The organism is Telluria sp. ZB4P34, assembly GCF_059686055.1.
The window spans coordinates 50,640-68,838 of record NZ_JCASIF010000001.1 but is presented as its reverse complement, the minus strand read 5'-3'; the positions used below and the strand labels follow the sequence as shown (position 1 = coordinate 68,838).

The window sequence follows — 18,199 nt, the reverse complement described above, 5'->3', positions numbered from 1 at the left end:
GCAAAGGAATCCCACAATGCAGCGCATTACCATCCTGGGCGCCACCGGCTCGATCGGCGCCTCGACCCTCGACGTTCTCGCCCGCCATCCGGAGCGCTACCGCGTGCATGCCTTGAGCGCCCACGGCCGCGTCGAGGAACTGGCCGACGCCTGCCGCCGCTTCAGGCCGGCGCGCGCGGTGGTCGGCACGGCGGAGGGCGCCCAGCGCCTGGCGCGACTGCTCGACGGCCTCGACATCCAGGTCGACCATGGCGAGGCGGCCCTGTGCGAGGTGGCCTCGAGCGCGGAGGTCGATACCGTGATGGCGGCCATCGTCGGCGCCGCCGGCCTGGCCCCGACACTGGGCGCCGCGCGCGCCGGCAAGAAGGTCTTGCTGGCCAACAAGGAAGCGCTGGTCATGTCCGGCCAGCTGTTCATGGACGCCGTTCGCGAGCACCGCGCCACGCTGCTGCCGATCGACAGCGAGCACAATGCAATCTTCCAGTCGCTGCCGGGCGGGTTCGATACCGCCTATGGGCGCGACCCGCAGGCGGCGGGCGTGGCGAAGATCCTGCTCACCGCTTCCGGCGGCCCCTTCCTGAACCGCGCCGTCGAGTCCCTCGGCAACGTGACCCCGGATGAAGCCTGCAAGCATCCGAACTGGGTCATGGGCCGCAAGATCTCGGTCGATTCCGCCACCATGATGAACAAGGGCCTGGAAGTGATCGAGGCCCACTGGCTGTTCGGGGCCCCGGCCGACCTGATCGAGGTGGTGATCCACCCGCAAAGCGTGATCCACTCGATGGTGTCGTACACCGACGGCTCAGTACTGGCCCAGCTGGGCAACCCCGACATGCGCACGCCGATCGCGCATGCGCTGGCCTACCCGGAGCGCATCGCTTCCGGGGTGCCGCAGCTCGACCTGACCGACATGGCCGCGCTGCAGTTCTACAAGCCCGACTTCGACCGCTTCCCCTGCCTGGCGCTTGCATTTGCCGCATTGCGCGCGGGCGGCACGGCGCCGGCCCTGCTGAACGCCGCGAACGAAGTGGCGGTGCAGGCTTTCCTGGAACGCGAGATCGGTTTCCGTGATATCGACCGCGTGATCGGGGCGGTGATGGATGCCGTTCCGCACGGCCCGGCGCCTTCGATCGAGGCGGTGCTGGAACAGGACGCGCGCGCGCGCGACGCCGCCCGCGCCGCCATCGCCCGCCTGAGGGGCTGACATGGGCCTGGTCTATACCGTGCTGGCCTTCGTGCTGGCCCTCGGTCCGCTGATCGTCCTGCACGAACTCGGCCACTACCTGGTCGCGCGCCTGTGCGGCGTGAAGGTGCTGCGCTTTTCGGTAGGGATGGGCCGCGTGGTGTGGTCGCGCCGTTTCGGGCCGGACCAGACCGAGTGGGCGATCTCGGCGCTGCCGCTGGGCGGCTACGTCAAGATGCTGGACAGCCGCGACCCGGAGACGGCGCCGAAGGACGAATCCGAGCTGCACCGCGAATTCACGCGCCAGAGCGTATGGCGCCGCATCGCCATCGTGGCGGCCGGTCCGCTCGCCAACTTCCTGGTCGCGATCGGCCTGATGGCGGCGCTCTTCATGCACGGCGTCGAGGAACCCTCGGCCCGCCTGCGCGCCGTGCCGCAGGGTTCGGCCGCCCAGCTGGCCGGCGTGCGCGGCGGGGATACCGTGGTGGCCGTCAACGGCAATCCGGTCCGGTCCTGGTCCGAGCTGCGCTGGCAGGTCATGCATGCCGCCGTCGACAAGACCGAGGCGCGCTTCGAGCTGCGCGCCCAGGATGGCGGCAGCGAGGGTAGCCACTACAGCGCAACGATTCCCGCCGAACGCATCGCCGGCCTCGACGTCGAAGGCGACGTCGCCATGGCCCTGGGCCTGGACCTGTGGCGCGCCCGCGCCCGCATCGAGAAGGTGATGCCGGGCGGGGCAGGGGAACGCGCCGGCCTGCAGCCCGGCGACGTGGTGCTGCGCGCCGACGGCAAGCCGGTCGAGGACGGCATGGTCTTCACCGAGACCATGCGCGGCGCCGCCGGACGCACCGTCCAGCTCGAACTCGAGCGGGCGGGGCGGGTAGTGGCGGTGGCGGTCACGCCGGAACGCGACGCGGCCAGCGGCCGCGGGGTGGCCAAGGTACTGCTGTCCCAGCCGGTCGAGATGGTGACCGTGGCGTCAGGCCCGTTCGAGGCGCTCGCCAAGGGTGTCGAGCGCACCTGGGAAACCAGCACGATGACGCTGAAGATGATCGGCAAGATGATTACCGGGGAAGCATCGTGGAAGAATGTTACCGGTCCGATCACGATTGCCGACTATGCCGGACAGACAGCCCGCGTCGGCCTGGCCACTTATTTGCAGTTCATCGCATTTATTAGTATTAGCTTAGGCGTCATGAATTTGTTACCAATTCCGGTTCTGGATGGGGGCCATTTACTGTATTATTCGCTGGAAGTTTTGACCGGGCGTCCCCTGCCTGCGCGCGTTGGAGAGTTCGCACAGCGATTCGGGGTCGGCCTGCTGTTCATGCTGATGGCGCTCGCCGTCTTCAATGACCTGGTGCGCCTTCTTTAGCGGCGCCTGATCGAGCGGCACTTCGCTGCGCCGCAAGCATGGCCCGCCCGGTATGGTTCCACGACCGGAACGCCGGCAAAAACAATATGCAACGATGTCCAATGACTGACCCACAGATCCAGCCAATGAATTCACAACCGAACCGTTTTGCCCTGCCGTTCATCCGTCGCAGCATGATCGGCGCAGCCGTACTGGCTCTCTGCGCCGGCAATGCACTTGCCGCCAACCCGTTCGTGGTCAAGGACATCCGGGTCGAAGGCATCCAGCGTACGGAAGCGGGCACCGTGTTCAGCTACCTGCCGGTGCGTGTCGGCGAGACCTTCGACGACGCCAAGGCGACCACCGCCATCAAGGCCCTGTTCGCCACCGGCTTCTTCAAGGACATCCGCCTGGAAGAAGAAAACGGCGTGCTGGTGGTGCTGGTCGAAGAGCGTCCGGCCATTTCGACGGTGGACTTCACCGGCACCAAGGAATTCGAGAAGGACATGCTGGTCAAGGCCCTGCGCGAAATCGGCGTGGGCGAGACCAAGATCTTCGACAAGGCCGCGGTGGACCGCGCCGAGCAGGAGCTCAAGCGCCAGTACCTGTCGCACGGCCTGTACGGCGTGAAGATCACCACCACCGTGACCCCGATCGAGCGCAACCGCGTGACGATCATGTTCAACGTCGACGAAGGCGACGTCGCCAAGATCCGCCAGATCTCCTTCGTGGGAAACAAGTCCTTCTCGGACAAGGAACTGCGCGAGATCCTGCAGCTGTCCAAGACCGGCTGGTTCACCTGGTACTCCAAGGCCGACCAGTACTCCAAGCAGAAGCTGACCGGCGACCTGGAAGCGATCAAGTCCTTCTACCTGAACCGCGGCTACCTGGAAGCCAACGTCGAATCGACCCAGGTGTCGATCACGCCGGACAAGCGCGACATCTACCTGACCATCAACATCACCGAGGGCGAGAAGTACACCGTCTCGGGCGTGAAGCTGGAAGGCGAGATGTTCGGCCGCGAGGAAGAGCTGCGCACCCTGATCCTGCTCCAGCCGGGCAAGACCTACTCGGGCGATGCGATGGAAGCGACCAACAAGCTGATCGCCGACCGCCTCGGCACCTTCGGCTACGCCTTCGCCAACGTGACGGCGAACCCGGAGATCAACCGCGAGAAGCGCGAAGCCAGCTTCACCTTCTTCATCGACCCGGGCAAGCGCGCCTATGTGCGCCACATTAACATCGCCGGCAACACCGTCACCCGCGACGAAGTTATCCGCCGCGAGTTCCGCCAGTTCGAAAGCTCGTGGTACGACGCCAATCGCGTCAAGCTCTCGCGCGACCGCGTCGACCGTCTCGGCTACTTCAAGGACGTCAAGATCGAGACGCCGGAGTCGCCGGGCACCACCGACCAGGTGGACGTCAACATGGTGGTCGAAGAGAAGCCGACCGGTAACTTCATGATCGGCGGCGCGTTCTCGCAGTCGGAGAAGTTCACCTTCACTGCGTCGATCTCGCAGGCCAACTTCGCCGGCAGCGGCAACACCGTTGGCCTGGAGCTGAACACCAGCAAGTACAACAAGACGATCGCGTTCTCGCATACCAATCCGTACTTCACGGACGACGGCATCTCGCGCTCGTTCCAGGTCTACCTGCGCACGATGCGCCCGCCGGCGCTGAACCTCGGCCTGTACACGGTGCGCCAGACCGGCGCCACCATGACCTTCGGCGTGCCTTTCTCGGAATCCGACACCGTCTTCTTCGGCGCCGGACTGGAACGCACCCAGATCGAGACCGACATCACCTCGCCGATCCTGTACAAGACCTTCGTGTCCAACAACGGCGGTCCGGAGAGCGGCATCGGCAAGGCCGAGACCAATGCGATTCCGCTGACGGCCGCATGGGGCCGCGACACCCGCGACAGTGCGGTGACGCCGACCCGCGGCCGCTACCAGCGCGCCAACCTCGAGATCGACGCACTGGGCGACTCGAAATACTACCGCCTGGTGTACGAGCACCAGTGGTGGCGTCCGCTCACGCGCTGGATGACGCTGGCGCTGCGCGGCGAATTCGACTATGGCAAGGGCATCGGTGGCAGCTCCTACCCGGTCTTCAAGAACTTCTACGCGGGCGGCATCGGTTCGGTGCGCGGCTACGAAAGCTCCTCGCTGGGCGTGGTCGATCCGAACTACTACGATGCGGTGGGCGGCTCCAAGCGCCTGATCGCCAACGCGGAACTGCAGTTCCCCTTCCCGGGCAGCGGCACCGACCGCAGCCTGCGCTGGTTCACTTTTGTCGACGGCGGCCAGGTCTACCAGGAGAAGGAAAAGATCCGCCTCGACCGGATGCGCTACTCGGCCGGTATCGGCCTGTCGTGGATTTCCCCGGTGGGCCCGCTCAAGTTGAGTTATGCTAAGCCTTTGAATGCCTTGCCGGGCGACAGGCTGGAACGCTTCCAGTTCCAGATGGGTACCGGCTTCTGACCGGCCAATGGTCGGCAAATGATCGGCCAGCGCGGGGCTGCCGCCATGCGGCCCGGCCGGCCATCCTCGATTTGCGGAGAACGATGTTGAAAACGCTGATAGCCTCCTTGCCCAGGACCCTGCTGCTTGCCGCGCTGTGCGCGGCGCCGCTGGCCCAGGTCCATGCCCAGGGGCAGATGGGCTCGGGCCGGATCGGTTTCGTCGCCACCGAGCGCCTGATGACCGAATCGAAAATGGCGAAGACGGCCGACGCCCGCATCCAGGCCGAGTTCTCGAAGCGCCAGAAGGTGGTCGAGGAAACGGTTACCAGGCTCAAGCAGATGTCGGAGAAGTTCGACAACGAAGCGGCCGGGCTGAACGACGTCGAGCGCACCCGCAGGGCACGCGAACTGCTGAACATGGAAAAGGACGTGCAGCGCATGCAGCGCGAGTTCCAGGAAGACCTCATGCAGCGCAAGAACGAAGAGCGCGCCGCCATCGCGTCGCGTGCCTACAAGATCATCGAACAGGTCGCCGAGCAGGAAAAGCTCGACGCCGTGCTGGCCGAGGCCGCGTGGTCGAGCCCGCGCATCGACATCACCGACAAGATCCTGAAACTGCTCGACAAGTAAACCGCGCGCGCTCAAGTTCCAACGCGCCGTGACATTCTATTCAGACACACCTATTTTGACCGACACAGCACACACCACGATCGGCATCCGGCTGGCAGACCTGGTCGAGCGCTTCGGCGGGCAGCTGGTGGGAGACCCGGACATCAGTGTCTCGGGCATCGCGCCGCTCGACAGCGCGGGCGCCACGCACATCAGCTTCCTCAGCAACAGCAAGCTGCGCGCCCTGGCGGCCCAGAGCGGCGCCGCGGCACTGATCCTGTCGCCGCTGGACGACCCGGCCGTGAGCGCCACCTACGAGGGTGCGCGCATCGTCACCACCAATCCCTACGCCTACTTCGCCCGCGCCGCGCAATATTTCGTGTCGCTGACGGAGACCGCGCCAGTGCCGGGCATCGACCCAAGCGCGGTGGTCTCGAAGGACGCCGTGGTCGACCCGACCGCGTCGGTCGGCCCGCACGTGACCATCGAAGCGGGCGCCGTGATCGGCGCCCACGTGGTCGTCGACGCCGGCTGCTTTATCGGGCGCGATGCACGCATCGGCGAAGGCACCCACCTGTTCGCCAACGTCACGTTCCACGCCCGCTGCACCATCGGAGCGCGCGGCATCCTGCACTCGGGCGCCGTGATCGGCACCGATGGCTTCGGCTTCGCCGTCGAAGGCGGCAGGTATATCAAGATTCCGCAGACCGGGCGCGTGGTGATCGGCGACGACGTCGACATCGGCGCCAATACCTGCGTCGACCGCGGCGCGATGGCCGATACGGTCATCGAAGACGGCGTCAAGCTCGACAACCAGATCCAGATCGGCCACAACTGCCACATCGGCGCGCATACGGCCATGGCCGGCTGCGTCGGCGTGGCCGGCAGCGCCAAAATCGGCAAGCACTGCACCTTCGGGGGCGCGGCCATGGTGCTGGGCCACCTCGAGATCGCCGACAACGTGCATATTTCGTCGGGCAGCATGGTGTCGCGCTCGGTGCTCGAGCCGGGCCAGTACACCGGCTTCTACCCGCTGGCCAAGAACGCCGAATGGGAACGCAGCGCCGCGATCGTGCGCAACCTGGCCTCGATGCGCGAGAAGATCCGCGCGCTTGAAAAAACAATCAAAACACTCACAGAAGAAAAATGAGCACTCAAGAGATCAAGACCCTGGATATCAACCAGATCAAGGAATACCTGCCTCACCGCTATCCGCTGCTGCTGGTCGACCGCGTGCTGGACGTCGAGCTGGGCAAGCGCATCACCGCGATCAAGAACGTCACCGTCAACGAAGAATTCTTCAACGGCCACTTCCCGCACAAGCCGGTGATGCCGGGCGTGCTGATGATCGAAGCGATGGCGCAGACCGCCGCCATCCTGTCCTTCATGACCATGGACGTGAAGCCGGACGAGAATTCGGTGGTGTACTTCGTGGGCATCGACAACGCCCGCTTCAAGCGTCCGGTCGAGCCGGGCGACCAGCTCAGGATGGAAGTCGAGATCCTGCGCGTCTCGCGCGGCATCTGGAAGTACAAGGCGGTGGCCACCGTGGACGGCAAGGTCGCGGTCGAGGGTGAACTGATGTGCACCATCCGCGCCAACGACAACGCAGCAGCGGGGCAGTAAGCATGAGCAGGATTCATCCGAGCGCGATCGTCGACCCGAAGGCCGAGCTGGACAGTTCGGTCGAAGTCGGCCCGTATTCGATCATCGGCCCCGACGTGCGCATCGGCGCCGGTACCGTGGTGGGTCCGCACGTGGTCATCGAGGGCCACACGACGATCGGCAAGGACAACAAATTCTTCCAGTTCTGTTCGATCGGCGCCGCGCCGCAGGACAAGAAGTGGAACGGCGAGCCGACCCGCCTCGAGATCGGCGACGGCAACACCATCCGTGAATTCGTCACCATGAATCTGGGCACGGCCCAGGACGTCGGCGTGACCCGCCTGGGCGACGACAACTGGATCTCGGCCTACGTGCACCTGGCGCACGACTGCCAGGTGGGCAGCCACACGATCTTCTCGAACAATGCGCAGCTGGCCGGCCACGTGCACGTGGGCGACCATGCGATCCTGTCCGGCTATTGCGGCGTGCACCAGTTCTGCAAGATCGGGGCGCACGCCTTCATCGGCATGTACACCAGCCTGACCCAGGACGTGCCGCCTTTCGTGCTGGTGTCGGGTAACCCGGCCGGCCAGCGCGGCGTGAACATCGAAGGCCTCAAGCGCCGCGGCTTCACGCGTGAGCAGATCGACGGCATCCGCAGCGCCCACAAGCTGGTGTACCGCTCGAACCTGACGCTGGAAGAAGCCAAGGCCGCCCTCCTGGCCGAAGAAGACCGCTCGGCTGCCGCTGCGGCCGATATCCGCACCATGCGCGAATTCCTCGGCACTGCCACCCGTGGCATCGTCCGCTGAGGTCCCGCTCCCGGGCGTCTCGCTGGCGATGGTCGCCGGCGAGGTGTCCGGCGACATGCTCGCCGCGCGCCTCATGGCCGGCCTGCGCCCGCAATTGCCGAACCTGCGCTTCCACGGCATCGGCGGGCCGCGCATGCTCGAGCAGGGATTGCACAGCGACGTGCCGATGGAAACGCTGACCGTGCGCGGCCTGTTCGAGATCATCCCGCGCTACCGCGAGATCAAGGGCATCCAGAACCGCCTGCGCGACCGCCTGCTGGCCGAGCGTCCGGCCGCCTTCATCGGCGCCGACTACCCGGGCTTCAACCTGGGGCTGGAGGAGCAGCTGCGTGCCGAGGGCATCCCGACCGTCCATTTCGTCAGCCCGCAGATCTGGGCCTGGCGCGGCGGGCGCATCAAGAAGATCAAGCGCGCCGTGTCGCACATGCTGGTGATCTTTCCCTTCGAGGAAGCGATCTACCGTGCGGCCGGCGTGCCGGTGACCTATATCGGGCACCCGCTGGCCGAGATGATCCCGCTGGCGCCCGACGTGGCGGCGGCGCGGGCATCGCTCGGCATTGCGCCGGAGGCGCGCGTGGTGACCATCCTGCCGGGCAGCCGCATGAGCGAGCTGAAGTACCTGGTCGAGCCCTTCGTGGCGGCTGCCAGGCTGCTGGCCCAGCGCGACCCGAGCCTGGTATTCGTGGCGCCGATGGCGGGCGAGCGCCAGCGCGCCTGCTACACGGACATCGTGACCCGGGCCGGGCTGGCGGACGTGCCGGTGCGCCTGCTCGACGGGCAGTCGCATGCCGCGATCGCAGCAAGCGACGCGGTGCTGGTCGCCTCCGGCACGGCCACGCTCGAGGTGGCGCTGTTCAAGAAGCCGATGGTGATTGCCTACAAGGTCATGCGCGCCTCCTGGGAGATCATGCGCCACATGGGCTACCAGCCATGGATCGGCCTGCCGAACATCCTGGCGCGCGAGTTCGTCGTTCCGGAGTATCTTCAGCACGCGGCGACGCCGCCAGCGCTGGCGGATGCGGTGCAGCGCCAGCTGGACGACCCGGCGGGGAAGGAGGCGCTGGCGCGGCGGTTTACCGACATGCACCACAGCCTGCTGCGCAATAGTGCGGAAGCGAGCGCCGACGCGGTGCTGCGCGTGATTGGACGCAAGAAGTGAGGCAGTCGTGAGCAAAGCCATCAGGAAACCCAAGGTCAATTTTTACCCGGGCCTGCCGCCCAGGCTGCGTCCCTTCACCGATGCCGACATCGTGTGCGGCGTCGACGAAGCCGGCCGCGGTCCGCTGGCCGGTCCGGTGTTCGCCGCCGCCGTGATCCTCGATCCGCGCAAGCCGATCGACGGCCTGCGCGACTCCAAGAAGCTGAGCGAGGCGAGACGCGACGAACTGGCGCCCCTGATCCGGGAGCATGCGCTGGCCTGGGCCATCGCCGAATGCTCGTGCGAAGAGATCGACACCCTGAACATCCTGCATGCGACCATGCTGGCGATGCGCCGCGCCGTGGAAGCGCTGGCGACCATCCCGACCATCGCCCTGATCGACGGCAACCGCTGCCCGCCGATGGCAATCCGCGCCCATGCGGTGGTGGAGGGCGACGACAAGGTGCACGCCATCTCGGCCGCCTCGATCCTGGCCAAGACCGCGCGCGACGCCGCACTGGTGCAGCTGCACGCCCAGTATCCGCAGTACTGCTTCGACCAGCACAAGGGCTATTCGACCGCGCTGCACCTGGAGCGCCTGCGCCAGCACGGCCCTTCGCCGGTGCACCGCCGCTCGTTTGCTCCGGTGCGCGAGCTGCTGCAGCCCGACCTGTTCGCGGCTTGAGCGCTTCCATGAAAAGCATCAGCTCGCGCGACAACGCGTTCTACAAGGAGCTCAAGGGGCTCGCCACCAGCTCGCAGGCGCGCCGCAAGGCCGGCCTGAGCCTGCTCGACGGCGTGCACCTGTGCCAGACCTGGCTCGACCTGCGCGGCGCACCCGCACACTGCGTGGTGTCGGAGGGCGCGCTCGCCAATCCGGAGGTCGGCGCCATCGTGTCGCGCTGCGAAGCGCTGCATGCGCCCGTGACCGCGCTTCCCGACGCCCTGTTCGGGGCCATCAGCCAGGTCGAGAACGGGGTGCATCTGCTGTTTTTGGCGCCGACGCCGATGCCGGCGGCGCCGCCCGGCCTGGTCGTATCGAGCGTGCTGCTCGACGGCGTGCAGGACCCTGGCAACGTCGGCTCGATCCTGCGCAGCGCGGCGGCCAGCGGCATCAAGCAGGTCTACTGCAGTCCCGGCACGGCCTTCTGCTGGTCGCCCAAGGTGCTGCGCGCCGCCATGGGCGCCCACTTCGTGCTCGACATTTTTGAGAACATCGCGCTGGCGCCGCTGGTGCGCGACGCCAAGGTGCCGGTGCTGGCCACCAGCGGTTATGCGGCCGAGCAGCTGTATGCACTCGACCTGCGCCGGCCGGTGGCGTGGGTATTTGGGCACGAAGGGCAGGGCGTATCCGGCGAACTGCTGGAGCTTGCGACGCACCGCGTCGCCGTGCCGCATGCGGGCCAGGTCGAGTCGCTGAACGTGGCCGCCTGCGCCGCGGTGTGCTTCTTCGAAGGGCTGCGCCAGGGCCTGGCCGGCACGCAGGCGTAGACGCCGCCTCGGCCTTCGGGTTAATCTGGCGCAAGCTCGTTCGAGAAGCAAAGGGGAGTAGAGATGGACATCGCGCATTTGCACTTCCTGGTGGCGGAAGCCGACGCCTCCCAGCGCAGGACGCTGGTGGAGCTGCTCGGCCAATTGGGTGCGAGCCGCGTGACCGACGTGCCGGACGGCCACCTGGCGCTGCAGCGGCTGGAAGCGGGTTTCTCGCCGAAGGTGGACATCGCGATCGTCGACCTGGCGCTGCCGGGCATGGACGGCCTAGAGCTGATCCGCCACCTGGGCGCGCTCGACGTCGGCGTGCGCCTGGTTGTCACCGGCGCCCAGCCGGCCGGGCTGCTGTTCTCGGTGGAGACGCTGGCGCAGGCCTATGGCGTGGACCTGCTGGGCACCACCGCCAAGCCGGTGACGGCTGCCCGGCTCAAGGCCCTGCTGGACAACTACACGCCGCTGGCCGGGAGCCCCGAACGCCCGGCGGCGCCGCGCTTTTCCTTCCAGGAGATCGGCATCGGCCTGCAGAAGCGCCAGTTCGAGCCCTTCTTCCAGCCGAAGATCGAGCTGGCCACCGGCCAGGTGAAAGGGCTGGAAGCCTTCGCACGCTGGCGCCATCCCGAGCACGGCGTGCTGGGTCCGGGTTCCTTCATCGACGCGCTGGAGCAGAACAACCGGGTAGACTTCCTCGACTGGAGCATGATCGAACTCTCCGCCGAGCGCTGCCGCTGGTTCCAGGACCAGGGCATGCAGGTGCCGATCTCGCTGAACCTGGCGCCGGAGACGCTGGCCCACCCGGCCTTCCTGCGCCAGATCACGGCCTGCATCGCTCGCCACCGGATTACACCGGATTACCTGACCTTCGAAATGCCGGAATCCTCGGTGCTGAACACCGATCCCGAATTCATCGAGCGCCTGGTGCGCCTGCGCATGCTGGGTTTCGGCCTGGCGATCGACGACTACGGCACCGGCCGCTCGAACCTGCAGCTGCTGGCGCGCATCCCGTTCAGCGAGCTGAAGATCGACCGCAGCTTCGTCGACGGCGCCTCCAAGCGCCGCCCCCTGGGCACGGTGCTGCGCTCCTGCCTCGGCCTGGCCCACAGCCTCGACCGCATGTCGGTGGCGGTCGGCGTGGAGACCCGCCAGGACTGGGACTTCCTGCAAAACCTCGGCTGCACCTACGCCCAGGGCTACCACATCGCCAACCCCATGGAAGCCGCCGCCTTCCCCGGCTGGCTCGAAGACTGGCGCCACTTCTTCTAACGTTGGGGTCAGAGTTGAATTGTTGGGCAATTTTAAGGAATTGCCTGGTATTCGACTCTGACCCTAATTGCCGTTTAGCTCGTTCCTAAAAAACAAATTGGGGTCAGAGTCGAATTGTTTGACAACTTTCGCGAGTTGCTCGGTAATTTGACTCTGACCCTATTTGGTTTGGTCGGATTCCGCTGCCGATGTCGGCGATTTGCTGCGCGCTGTTTTGGCGAGGCAATATATTTCCCATTAACCCTGCAATTCCGTTCCGAATGGACCGAAAAAATGAGGGTCAGAGTCGAATTATCGAGAAACTTTTAGCAATTTCCCGATAATCGTACTCTGACCCTCAGTGTTTTTCGGAAATCGGATACGCAATTTAATGAGGGTCAGTGTCGAATAACAGGCAATTTTGGAAAATTACTCTGTAATTCGACTCTGACCCCACATTAGTATTCGCGGCGGTCGGGTTTGATTTCTTGCAGGATGGTGGTGGCGATTTCTTCGATCGACTTGGTGGTCGACGACAGCCAGCGGATGCCTTCGCGGCGCATCATCGCTTCCGCCTCGTTCACCTCGTAGCGGCAGTTTTCGATCGACGCATATTTGCTGCCCGCACGGCGCTCGTTCCGGATCTGCGACAGGCGCTCGGGCGTGATCGTCAGGCCGAACAGTTTCGATTTGAACGGCGGCAGCGAGGAGGGCAGCTTGCCGCGCTCGAAATCGTCCGGGATCAGGGGATAGTTCGCCGCCTTCAGGCCGTACTGCATCGCCAGGTACAGGCTGGTCGGCGTCTTGCCCGAGCGCGACACGCCCACCAGGATCACGTCGGCCTCGGCCAGGTTCTTGTGCGACTGACCGTCATCATGCGCGAGCGAAAAGTTGATCGCTTCGATCCTGTTCTTGTACTCCTCGGTGTCCACTGCATTGTGGATGCGCCCGATCGTGTGGGTGGACTTGATGCCCAGCTCCTGCTCGAGCGGCGAGACGAAGGTCTGGAACAGGTCCATGTGCATGCCCTTGGCCGCGCGGATCACGCTCGACAGGTCGTGCTTGACCAGCGTCGAGAACACGATCGGCCTTTGGCCGTCGCGTGCGAAGCTGTCGTTGATGCGGCGCGCCGCCTCGTGCGCCTTGTCGATCGAGTCGATGAACGGGAGGCGGATCTGCCTGAAACGCATCTCGAACTGGCTCAGCACCGCGTGACCGAAGGTCTCCGCCGTGATGCCGGTGCCGTCCGAGACGAAGAAGACGGTGCGGGAGGAAGGAGGGGGGACGGCGCTGGCTTCGAGAGTCATGGTGTCGGAATGCTAAGTTCTAATGCCAAAGTTGCAGCATGGTCTGCCGGTCACGGGGTAAAATGCTCGGCAACGGGTCTGCATTGTGCTGCACGACGGCCAGAATAACAAGAATACCCCGTCGCCCCGCACATTGAGCGAGCAACCACACGGTTTCCATCATCAAGTAAGGGTGTTTTACCATGACTAACCTGTCTGAAGCAGTAATGAAGGAGCCTGAGCAGGCGACAACGGCGACCAGGACCTACGTCGCCTCGTTCGAGAACCTGCGCATGACCGACGTCGAATCGGTCGGCGGCAAGAATGCCTCCCTCGGCGAGATGATCTCGCAGCTGGCCGGCGCCGGCGTGCGGGTCCCGGGCGGCTTCGCCACCACGGCCGACGCCTTCCGCGACTTCCTCGACCACAGCGTCGAGGGCGGCCAAGGTGGGGCAAACTCGCTAGGGCAGCGCATCGCCACCCGTCTCGAAGGCCTCGACATCGACGACGTGCGCTCGCTGGCGGCCGCCGGCGCCGAGATCCGCCAGTGGATCGTCGACACCCCCTTCCCGCCGCGCCTGGAACAGGAAATTCGCGCCTACTACGAGCGCCTGGTGGCCGACTCCGATACCGAAGTCTCCTTCGCCGTGCGTTCCTCGGCCACCGCCGAGGACTTGCCCGACGCGTCCTTCGCGGGCCAGCAGGAGACTTTCCTGAACGTGGTCGGCATCGACAATGTGCTGGAAGCGATGAAGCACGTGTTCGCCTCGCTGTACAACGACCGCGCGATCTCCTACCGTGTGCATAAAGGCTTCACCCACGCTGAAGTGGCGCTGTCGGCCGGCGTGCAGCGCATGGTGCGCTCCGACACCGGCGCGGCGGGTGTGATGTTTACCATCGATACCGAATCCGGCTTCAAGGACGTGGTCTTCGTCACCTCCAGCTACGGCCTGGGCGAAACGGTGGTGCAGGGCGCGGTGAACCCGGACGAGTTCTACGTCCACAAGCCGATGCTGGCGCAGGGCAAGCTGCCGGTCATCCGCCGCAACATCGGCTCCAAGCTGATCAAGATGGAGTTTACCAACGAAGCCAAGGCCGGCCATTCGGTGCGCACCGTCGACGTCCCGATCGAGATGCGCAACCGCTATTCGCTCACCGACGCGGAGGTGGTCGAGCTGGCCAAGTACGCCGTCATCATCGAGAACCACTACGGCCGACCGATGGACATCGAGTGGGGCAAGGACGGCCGCGACGGCAAACTGTACATCCTGCAGGCGCGTCCGGAAACCGTGAAGTCGCAGCAGAAGGCGACCGATTCGCAGCAGCGCTTCAGCCTGAAGGGCTCGGGCACCGTATTGACCTCCGGCCGCGCGATCGGCCAGAAGATCGGCGCCGGTCCGGTGCGCGTGATCCACGATCCGAGCGAGATGGAACGCGTGCAGCCGGGCGACGTGCTGGTGGCCGACATGACCGACCCGAACTGGGAGCCGGTGATGAAGCGCGCCTCGGCCATCGTCACCAACCGGGGCGGGCGTACCTGCCACGCGGCGATCATCGCCCGTGAACTGGGCGTACCGGCCGTGGTCGGCTGCGGCGACGCCACCGAGACGCTGAAGGACGGCACCTTCGTCACCGTCTCCTGCGCCGAAGGCGACGAAGGCAAGATCTACGACGGCCTGCTGGAAACCGAGATCACCGAAGTCTCGCGCGGCGAACTGCCGCCGATCCCGACCAAGATCATGCTCAACGTCGGCAATCCGCAGCTGGCCTTCGACTTCCAGTCGGTGCCGAACGCCGGCGTCGGCCTGGCGCGCCTCGAGTTCATCATCAACAACAACATCGGCGTGCACCCGAAGGCCATCCTCGAGTACCCGAACATCGACGTCGACCTCAAGAAAGCCGTGGAGTCGGTGGCACGCGGCCACGCCTCGCCGCGCGCCTTCTACGTCGACAAGCTGGCCGAGGGCGTGGCGACCATTGCCGCCGCCTTCTGGCCCAAGCCCGTCATCGTGCGCCTGTCCGACTTCAAGTCGAACGAGTACAAGAAGCTGATCGGCGGTTCGCGCTACGAGCCGGATGAAGAGAACCCGATGCTGGGCTTCCGCGGCGCCGCGCGCTACCTGGCCGAGGACTTCGCCGAGAGCTTCGAGATGGAATGCCTGGCCATGAAGCGCGTGCGCGAAGACATGGGCCTGACCAACGTCCAACTGATGATCCCCTTCGTGCGCACCCTGGGCCAGGCCGAGAAGGTCATCGAACTGCTGGCCAGGTACGGCCTGAAACGCGGCGAAGGTGGCGGAGAAGGCGGCCTGCGCGTCATCATGATGTGCGAAGTGCCGTCCAACGCCATCCTGGCCGAGGAGTTCCTGCAGTACTTCGACGGATTCTCGATCGGCTCGAACGACCTTACCCAGCTCACCCTGGGCCTGGACCGCGACTCCGGCATGGAGCTGCTGGCCAAGGACTTCGACGAGCGCGACCCTGCCGTGAAAGCCATGCTGTCGCTGGCCATCAAGGCCTGCCGCGCGCAGGGCAAGTACATCGGCATCTGCGGCCAGGGGCCGTCCGACCATCCGGACTTCGCGCAGTGGCTGGTGGAGCAGGGCATCGAATCGATGTCGCTCAATCCGGACTCGGTGATCGAGACCTGGCAAAAACTGGCGTCCGCGCAGTAATTCGCTTGCGACGCTGAACGGAACCCTCGCCGCCTGCCGCAGGCCGCGGGGGTTTTTTACTTGTGCAAACCGAAAAGGAGACAAGCCCATGGACCACTGGATGATGTGGCTGGTAGCAGCCGGCGTGCTGGTGATCGCCGAACTGGTCACCGGCACCTTCTACTTGCTGATGATTGCGATCGGCCTTGGCGCCGGCGCGCTGGCGGCACTGGCCGGACTGAGCGGCCCCATCCAGACCGTGGCGGCGGCCGCGGTTGGCCTGGCTGCCACGGCGGTCCTGCAGCGCAGCCGCTTCGGCCGTCCAGCGCGCAGCGAGGCCACGCGCGACCGCAACGTCAACCTCGACATCGGCCAGCTCGTCGCCGTCGCGCAGTGGGAGAACGGCCGGGCGCGCGTGATGTACCGCGGCGCGCTGTGGGATGTCGAACTCGGACCGGGCGGATTGCCGGACGCGGGCGACTACCGTATCGTCGAAGTGCGCGGCAACCGCTTGATCGTCGCCAGCTCCTGATCGATTCATAAGACAAGCTAATAATTAACTACTCATCTATAAGGGATGCTCATGGAATTCTCCTTCGGCACGGTAGCGCTGGTAATCCTCGTCATTGCGTTGGTATTCATCTTCAAGACCATCAACGTGGTCCCGCAGCAGCACGCCTGGGTGGTCGAGCGCCTGGGCAAGTTCCACGCCACGCTGGCGCCGGGCCTGAACATCGTGGTGCCCTTCATCGACCGCATCGCGTACAAGCACAGCCTCAAGGAAATCCCGCTGGACGTGCCGCCTCAGGTCTGCATCACCAGGGACAATACGCAGCTGCAGGTCGACGGCATCCTGTACTTCCAGGTGACCGACGCGATGCGCGCGTCCTACGGTTCGTCGAACTACATCCAGGCCATCACCCAGCTGGCCCAGACCACGCTGCGCTCGGTGATCGGCAAGATGGAGCTCGATAAAACCTTCGAGGAGCGCGACCACATCAATACCACGATCGTCAATGCGATCGACGAGTCGGCCGCCAACTGGGGCGTGAAAGTGCTGCGTTACGAGATCAAGGACCTGACCCCGCCGGCCGAGATCCTGCATGCGATGCAGCGCCAGATCACCGCCGAGCGCGAAAAGCGCGCCCTGATCGCCGCCTCGGAAGGCCGGCGCCAGGAACAGATCAATATCGCCTCGGGCGAACGCGAAGCCGCGACCCTGCGTTCCGAGGGCGAGCGCCAGGCCGCCGTCAACCGCGCCCAGGGCGAGGCCAGCGCCATCGTCGCACTGGCCGACGCCAGCGCCGCGGCGCTGCGCCAGGTGGGCGCCGCGATCCGCGAGCCGGGCGGCATGGATGCGGTCAACCTGCGCGTGGCCGAACACTATGTGGATGCCTTCGGCAAGCTGGCCAAGACCAACAACTCGCTCATCGTGCCGGCCAACATGGGCGACATGAGCAGCGTGATCGCCAGCGCGCTGCAGATCGTGAAGTCGCAGCAGCCCGAGATCCTGCGATGACGAGAGTGGTCGTGATCACCGGCGCATCCGACGGGATCGGCGCCGAGATGGCGCGCCGGCTGGCGGCGCAGGAGGGCGCCGCGGTCGCACTGGTGCTGGCCGCCCGCGGTGCGGCGCAGCTCGACGCACTGGCCGCCGAATGCGCGGCGCTGGGCGCGCAGACGCTGGCCGTACCGACCGACGTCGGCGTGCAGATCCAGTGCCGGCGCCTGATCGTCAGCGCTGTCGAGCGCTTCGGCCGCATCGACGTCCTGGTCAACAACGCCGGCCGCTCGGCGCATGCGCTGTTCGAGGAAGTCGAGGACCTGTCCTGGTACGAGGAGCTGATGCGCGTGAACCTGTGGGGCAGCGTATGGTGCACCCAGGCCGCGCTCCCGGCGCTGAAGGCCTCGCAAGGCAGGATCGTCGCCGTGTCCTCGCTGGCCGGCCTGGTCGGGGTGCCGGGACGGACCGCCTACTGCGCGACCAAGTTCGCAATGACCGGTTTCTTCGAGGCGCTGCGCGCGGAAGTGAAGGGCCATGGCGTGTCGGTCACGACCGCCTATCCGGGCGTGGTGGCCACCCGGATCCGCTATCGCGGCTTCAATGCCCAGGGCGAGGCGATGGGCGCCAGCGCGCTGGACGAGACCGGCGCGATGAGCGTGGAGAAATGCGCGCGCCTGATCATCGCCGGCATGGATGCGCGCAAGCGGGAGGTGGTGATGACGGCCAAGGGCAAGTTGGGACGCTTCATCAAGCTGCTGGCGCCCGGGATGGTGGAGAGGATGGCGCTGAAGGCCTTGAAGAAGGATGTGCGGCCGCGGCCCTGAGGAAACGTGTCTGACGGCGATGCAGGGCTAATTGGG

The 18,199-nt window shown here is 65.6% G+C and carries 16 protein-coding genes; 15 read left to right on the top strand and 1 reads right to left on the bottom strand.

Features of this window, described 5'->3' with window-relative positions:
* The first annotated feature begins 16 nt into the window (after positions 1–16).
* The 11 genes from ispC (at position 17) to AC56KL_RS00255 (ending at position 11,916) form a co-directional block, all read left to right on the top strand.
* On the top strand, positions 17–1,204 hold the full coding sequence (gene ispC, locus AC56KL_RS00305; RefSeq protein WP_497178164.1) for a 1-deoxy-D-xylulose-5-phosphate reductoisomerase: 1,188 nt from the start codon (positions 17–19) through the stop codon (positions 1,202–1,204).
* A 1-nt stretch (position 1,205) separates the two neighbouring features.
* On the top strand, positions 1,206–2,558 hold the full coding sequence (gene rseP / locus AC56KL_RS00300; protein WP_497178163.1) for an RIP metalloprotease RseP: 1,353 nt from the start codon (positions 1,206–1,208) through the stop codon (positions 2,556–2,558).
* A gap of 125 nt (positions 2,559–2,683) precedes the next feature.
* Positions 2,684–5,020: an outer membrane protein assembly factor BamA gene (gene bamA / locus AC56KL_RS00295; RefSeq protein WP_497178162.1), complete on the top strand. Its 2,337-nt coding sequence runs from the start codon at positions 2,684–2,686 to the stop codon at positions 5,018–5,020.
* A gap of 83 nt (positions 5,021–5,103) precedes the next feature.
* The gene (locus tag AC56KL_RS00290) at positions 5,104–5,631 is read left to right on the top strand and encodes an OmpH/Skp family outer membrane protein (RefSeq protein WP_497178161.1); all 528 of its coding nucleotides are present in this window, start codon (positions 5,104–5,106) and stop codon (positions 5,629–5,631) included.
* A 79-nt stretch (positions 5,632–5,710) separates the two neighbouring features.
* Complete coding sequence (gene lpxD / locus AC56KL_RS00285) at positions 5,711–6,760, top strand: UDP-3-O-(3-hydroxymyristoyl)glucosamine N-acyltransferase (protein ID WP_497178930.1); 1,050 nt, start codon at positions 5,711–5,713, stop codon at positions 6,758–6,760.
* A complete protein-coding gene (fabZ, locus tag AC56KL_RS00280) occupies positions 6,757–7,236 on the top strand; it encodes a 3-hydroxyacyl-ACP dehydratase FabZ (protein ID WP_497178160.1) in 480 nt (159 codons plus the stop codon). The genes lpxD and fabZ overlap by 4 nt, the downstream gene beginning before the upstream one ends.
* A gap of 2 nt (positions 7,237–7,238) precedes the next feature.
* A complete protein-coding gene (lpxA, locus tag AC56KL_RS00275; RefSeq protein ID WP_497178159.1) occupies positions 7,239–8,027 on the top strand; it encodes an acyl-ACP--UDP-N-acetylglucosamine O-acyltransferase in 789 nt (262 codons plus the stop codon).
* Positions 8,011–9,186, top strand: a complete 1,176-nt coding sequence (gene lpxB, locus AC56KL_RS00270) for a lipid-A-disaccharide synthase (RefSeq protein ID WP_497178158.1) — start codon at positions 8,011–8,013, stop codon at positions 9,184–9,186. The genes lpxA and lpxB overlap by 17 nt, the downstream gene beginning before the upstream one ends.
* A 19-nt stretch (positions 9,187–9,205) precedes the next feature.
* Positions 9,206–9,850 (top strand): ribonuclease HII, encoded by a 645-nt coding sequence (gene rnhB, locus AC56KL_RS00265; protein WP_497178929.1) that lies wholly within the window; start codon positions 9,206–9,208, stop codon positions 9,848–9,850.
* 8 nt (positions 9,851–9,858) lie between these two features.
* On the top strand, positions 9,859–10,656 hold the full coding sequence (locus AC56KL_RS00260) for a TrmH family RNA methyltransferase (protein ID WP_497178157.1): 798 nt from the start codon (positions 9,859–9,861) through the stop codon (positions 10,654–10,656).
* A gap of 63 nt (positions 10,657–10,719) precedes the next feature.
* A complete protein-coding gene (locus AC56KL_RS00255) occupies positions 10,720–11,916 on the top strand; it encodes an EAL domain-containing response regulator (RefSeq protein ID WP_497178156.1) in 1,197 nt (398 codons plus the stop codon).
* A 437-nt stretch (positions 11,917–12,353) separates the two neighbouring features.
* Here the strand turns inward: AC56KL_RS00255 and ppsR are convergent, their stop codons facing one another.
* Positions 12,354–13,202 carry a posphoenolpyruvate synthetase regulatory kinase/phosphorylase PpsR gene (gene ppsR, locus AC56KL_RS00250; RefSeq protein ID WP_497178155.1) on the bottom strand — a complete coding sequence of 283 codons (849 nt, stop codon included), beginning with the start codon at positions 13,200–13,202 and terminating at the stop codon, positions 12,354–12,356.
* A gap of 206 nt (positions 13,203–13,408) precedes the next feature.
* Here ppsR and ppsA point away from each other — a divergent pair, with 206 nt between their 5' ends.
* The 4 genes from ppsA to AC56KL_RS00230 all read left to right on the top strand — a co-directional run bounded on the left by ppsA (position 13,409) and on the right by AC56KL_RS00230 (position 18,163).
* The gene (ppsA, locus tag AC56KL_RS00245; RefSeq protein WP_497178928.1) at positions 13,409–15,856 is read left to right on the top strand and encodes a phosphoenolpyruvate synthase; all 2,448 of its coding nucleotides are present in this window, start codon (positions 13,409–13,411) and stop codon (positions 15,854–15,856) included.
* A gap of 88 nt (positions 15,857–15,944) precedes the next feature.
* Positions 15,945–16,367, top strand: coding sequence for an NfeD family protein (locus tag AC56KL_RS00240; RefSeq protein WP_497178154.1), 423 nt, complete (start codon positions 15,945–15,947; stop codon positions 16,365–16,367).
* A 51-nt stretch (positions 16,368–16,418) separates the two neighbouring features.
* Positions 16,419–17,354, top strand: a complete 936-nt coding sequence (locus tag AC56KL_RS00235; protein ID WP_497178153.1) for an SPFH domain-containing protein — start codon at positions 16,419–16,421, stop codon at positions 17,352–17,354.
* Positions 17,351–18,163 (top strand): SDR family oxidoreductase, encoded by an 813-nt coding sequence (locus AC56KL_RS00230; protein ID WP_497178152.1) that lies wholly within the window; start codon positions 17,351–17,353, stop codon positions 18,161–18,163. The genes AC56KL_RS00235 and AC56KL_RS00230 overlap by 4 nt, the downstream gene beginning before the upstream one ends.
* Positions 18,164–18,199: the final 36 nt, after the last annotated feature.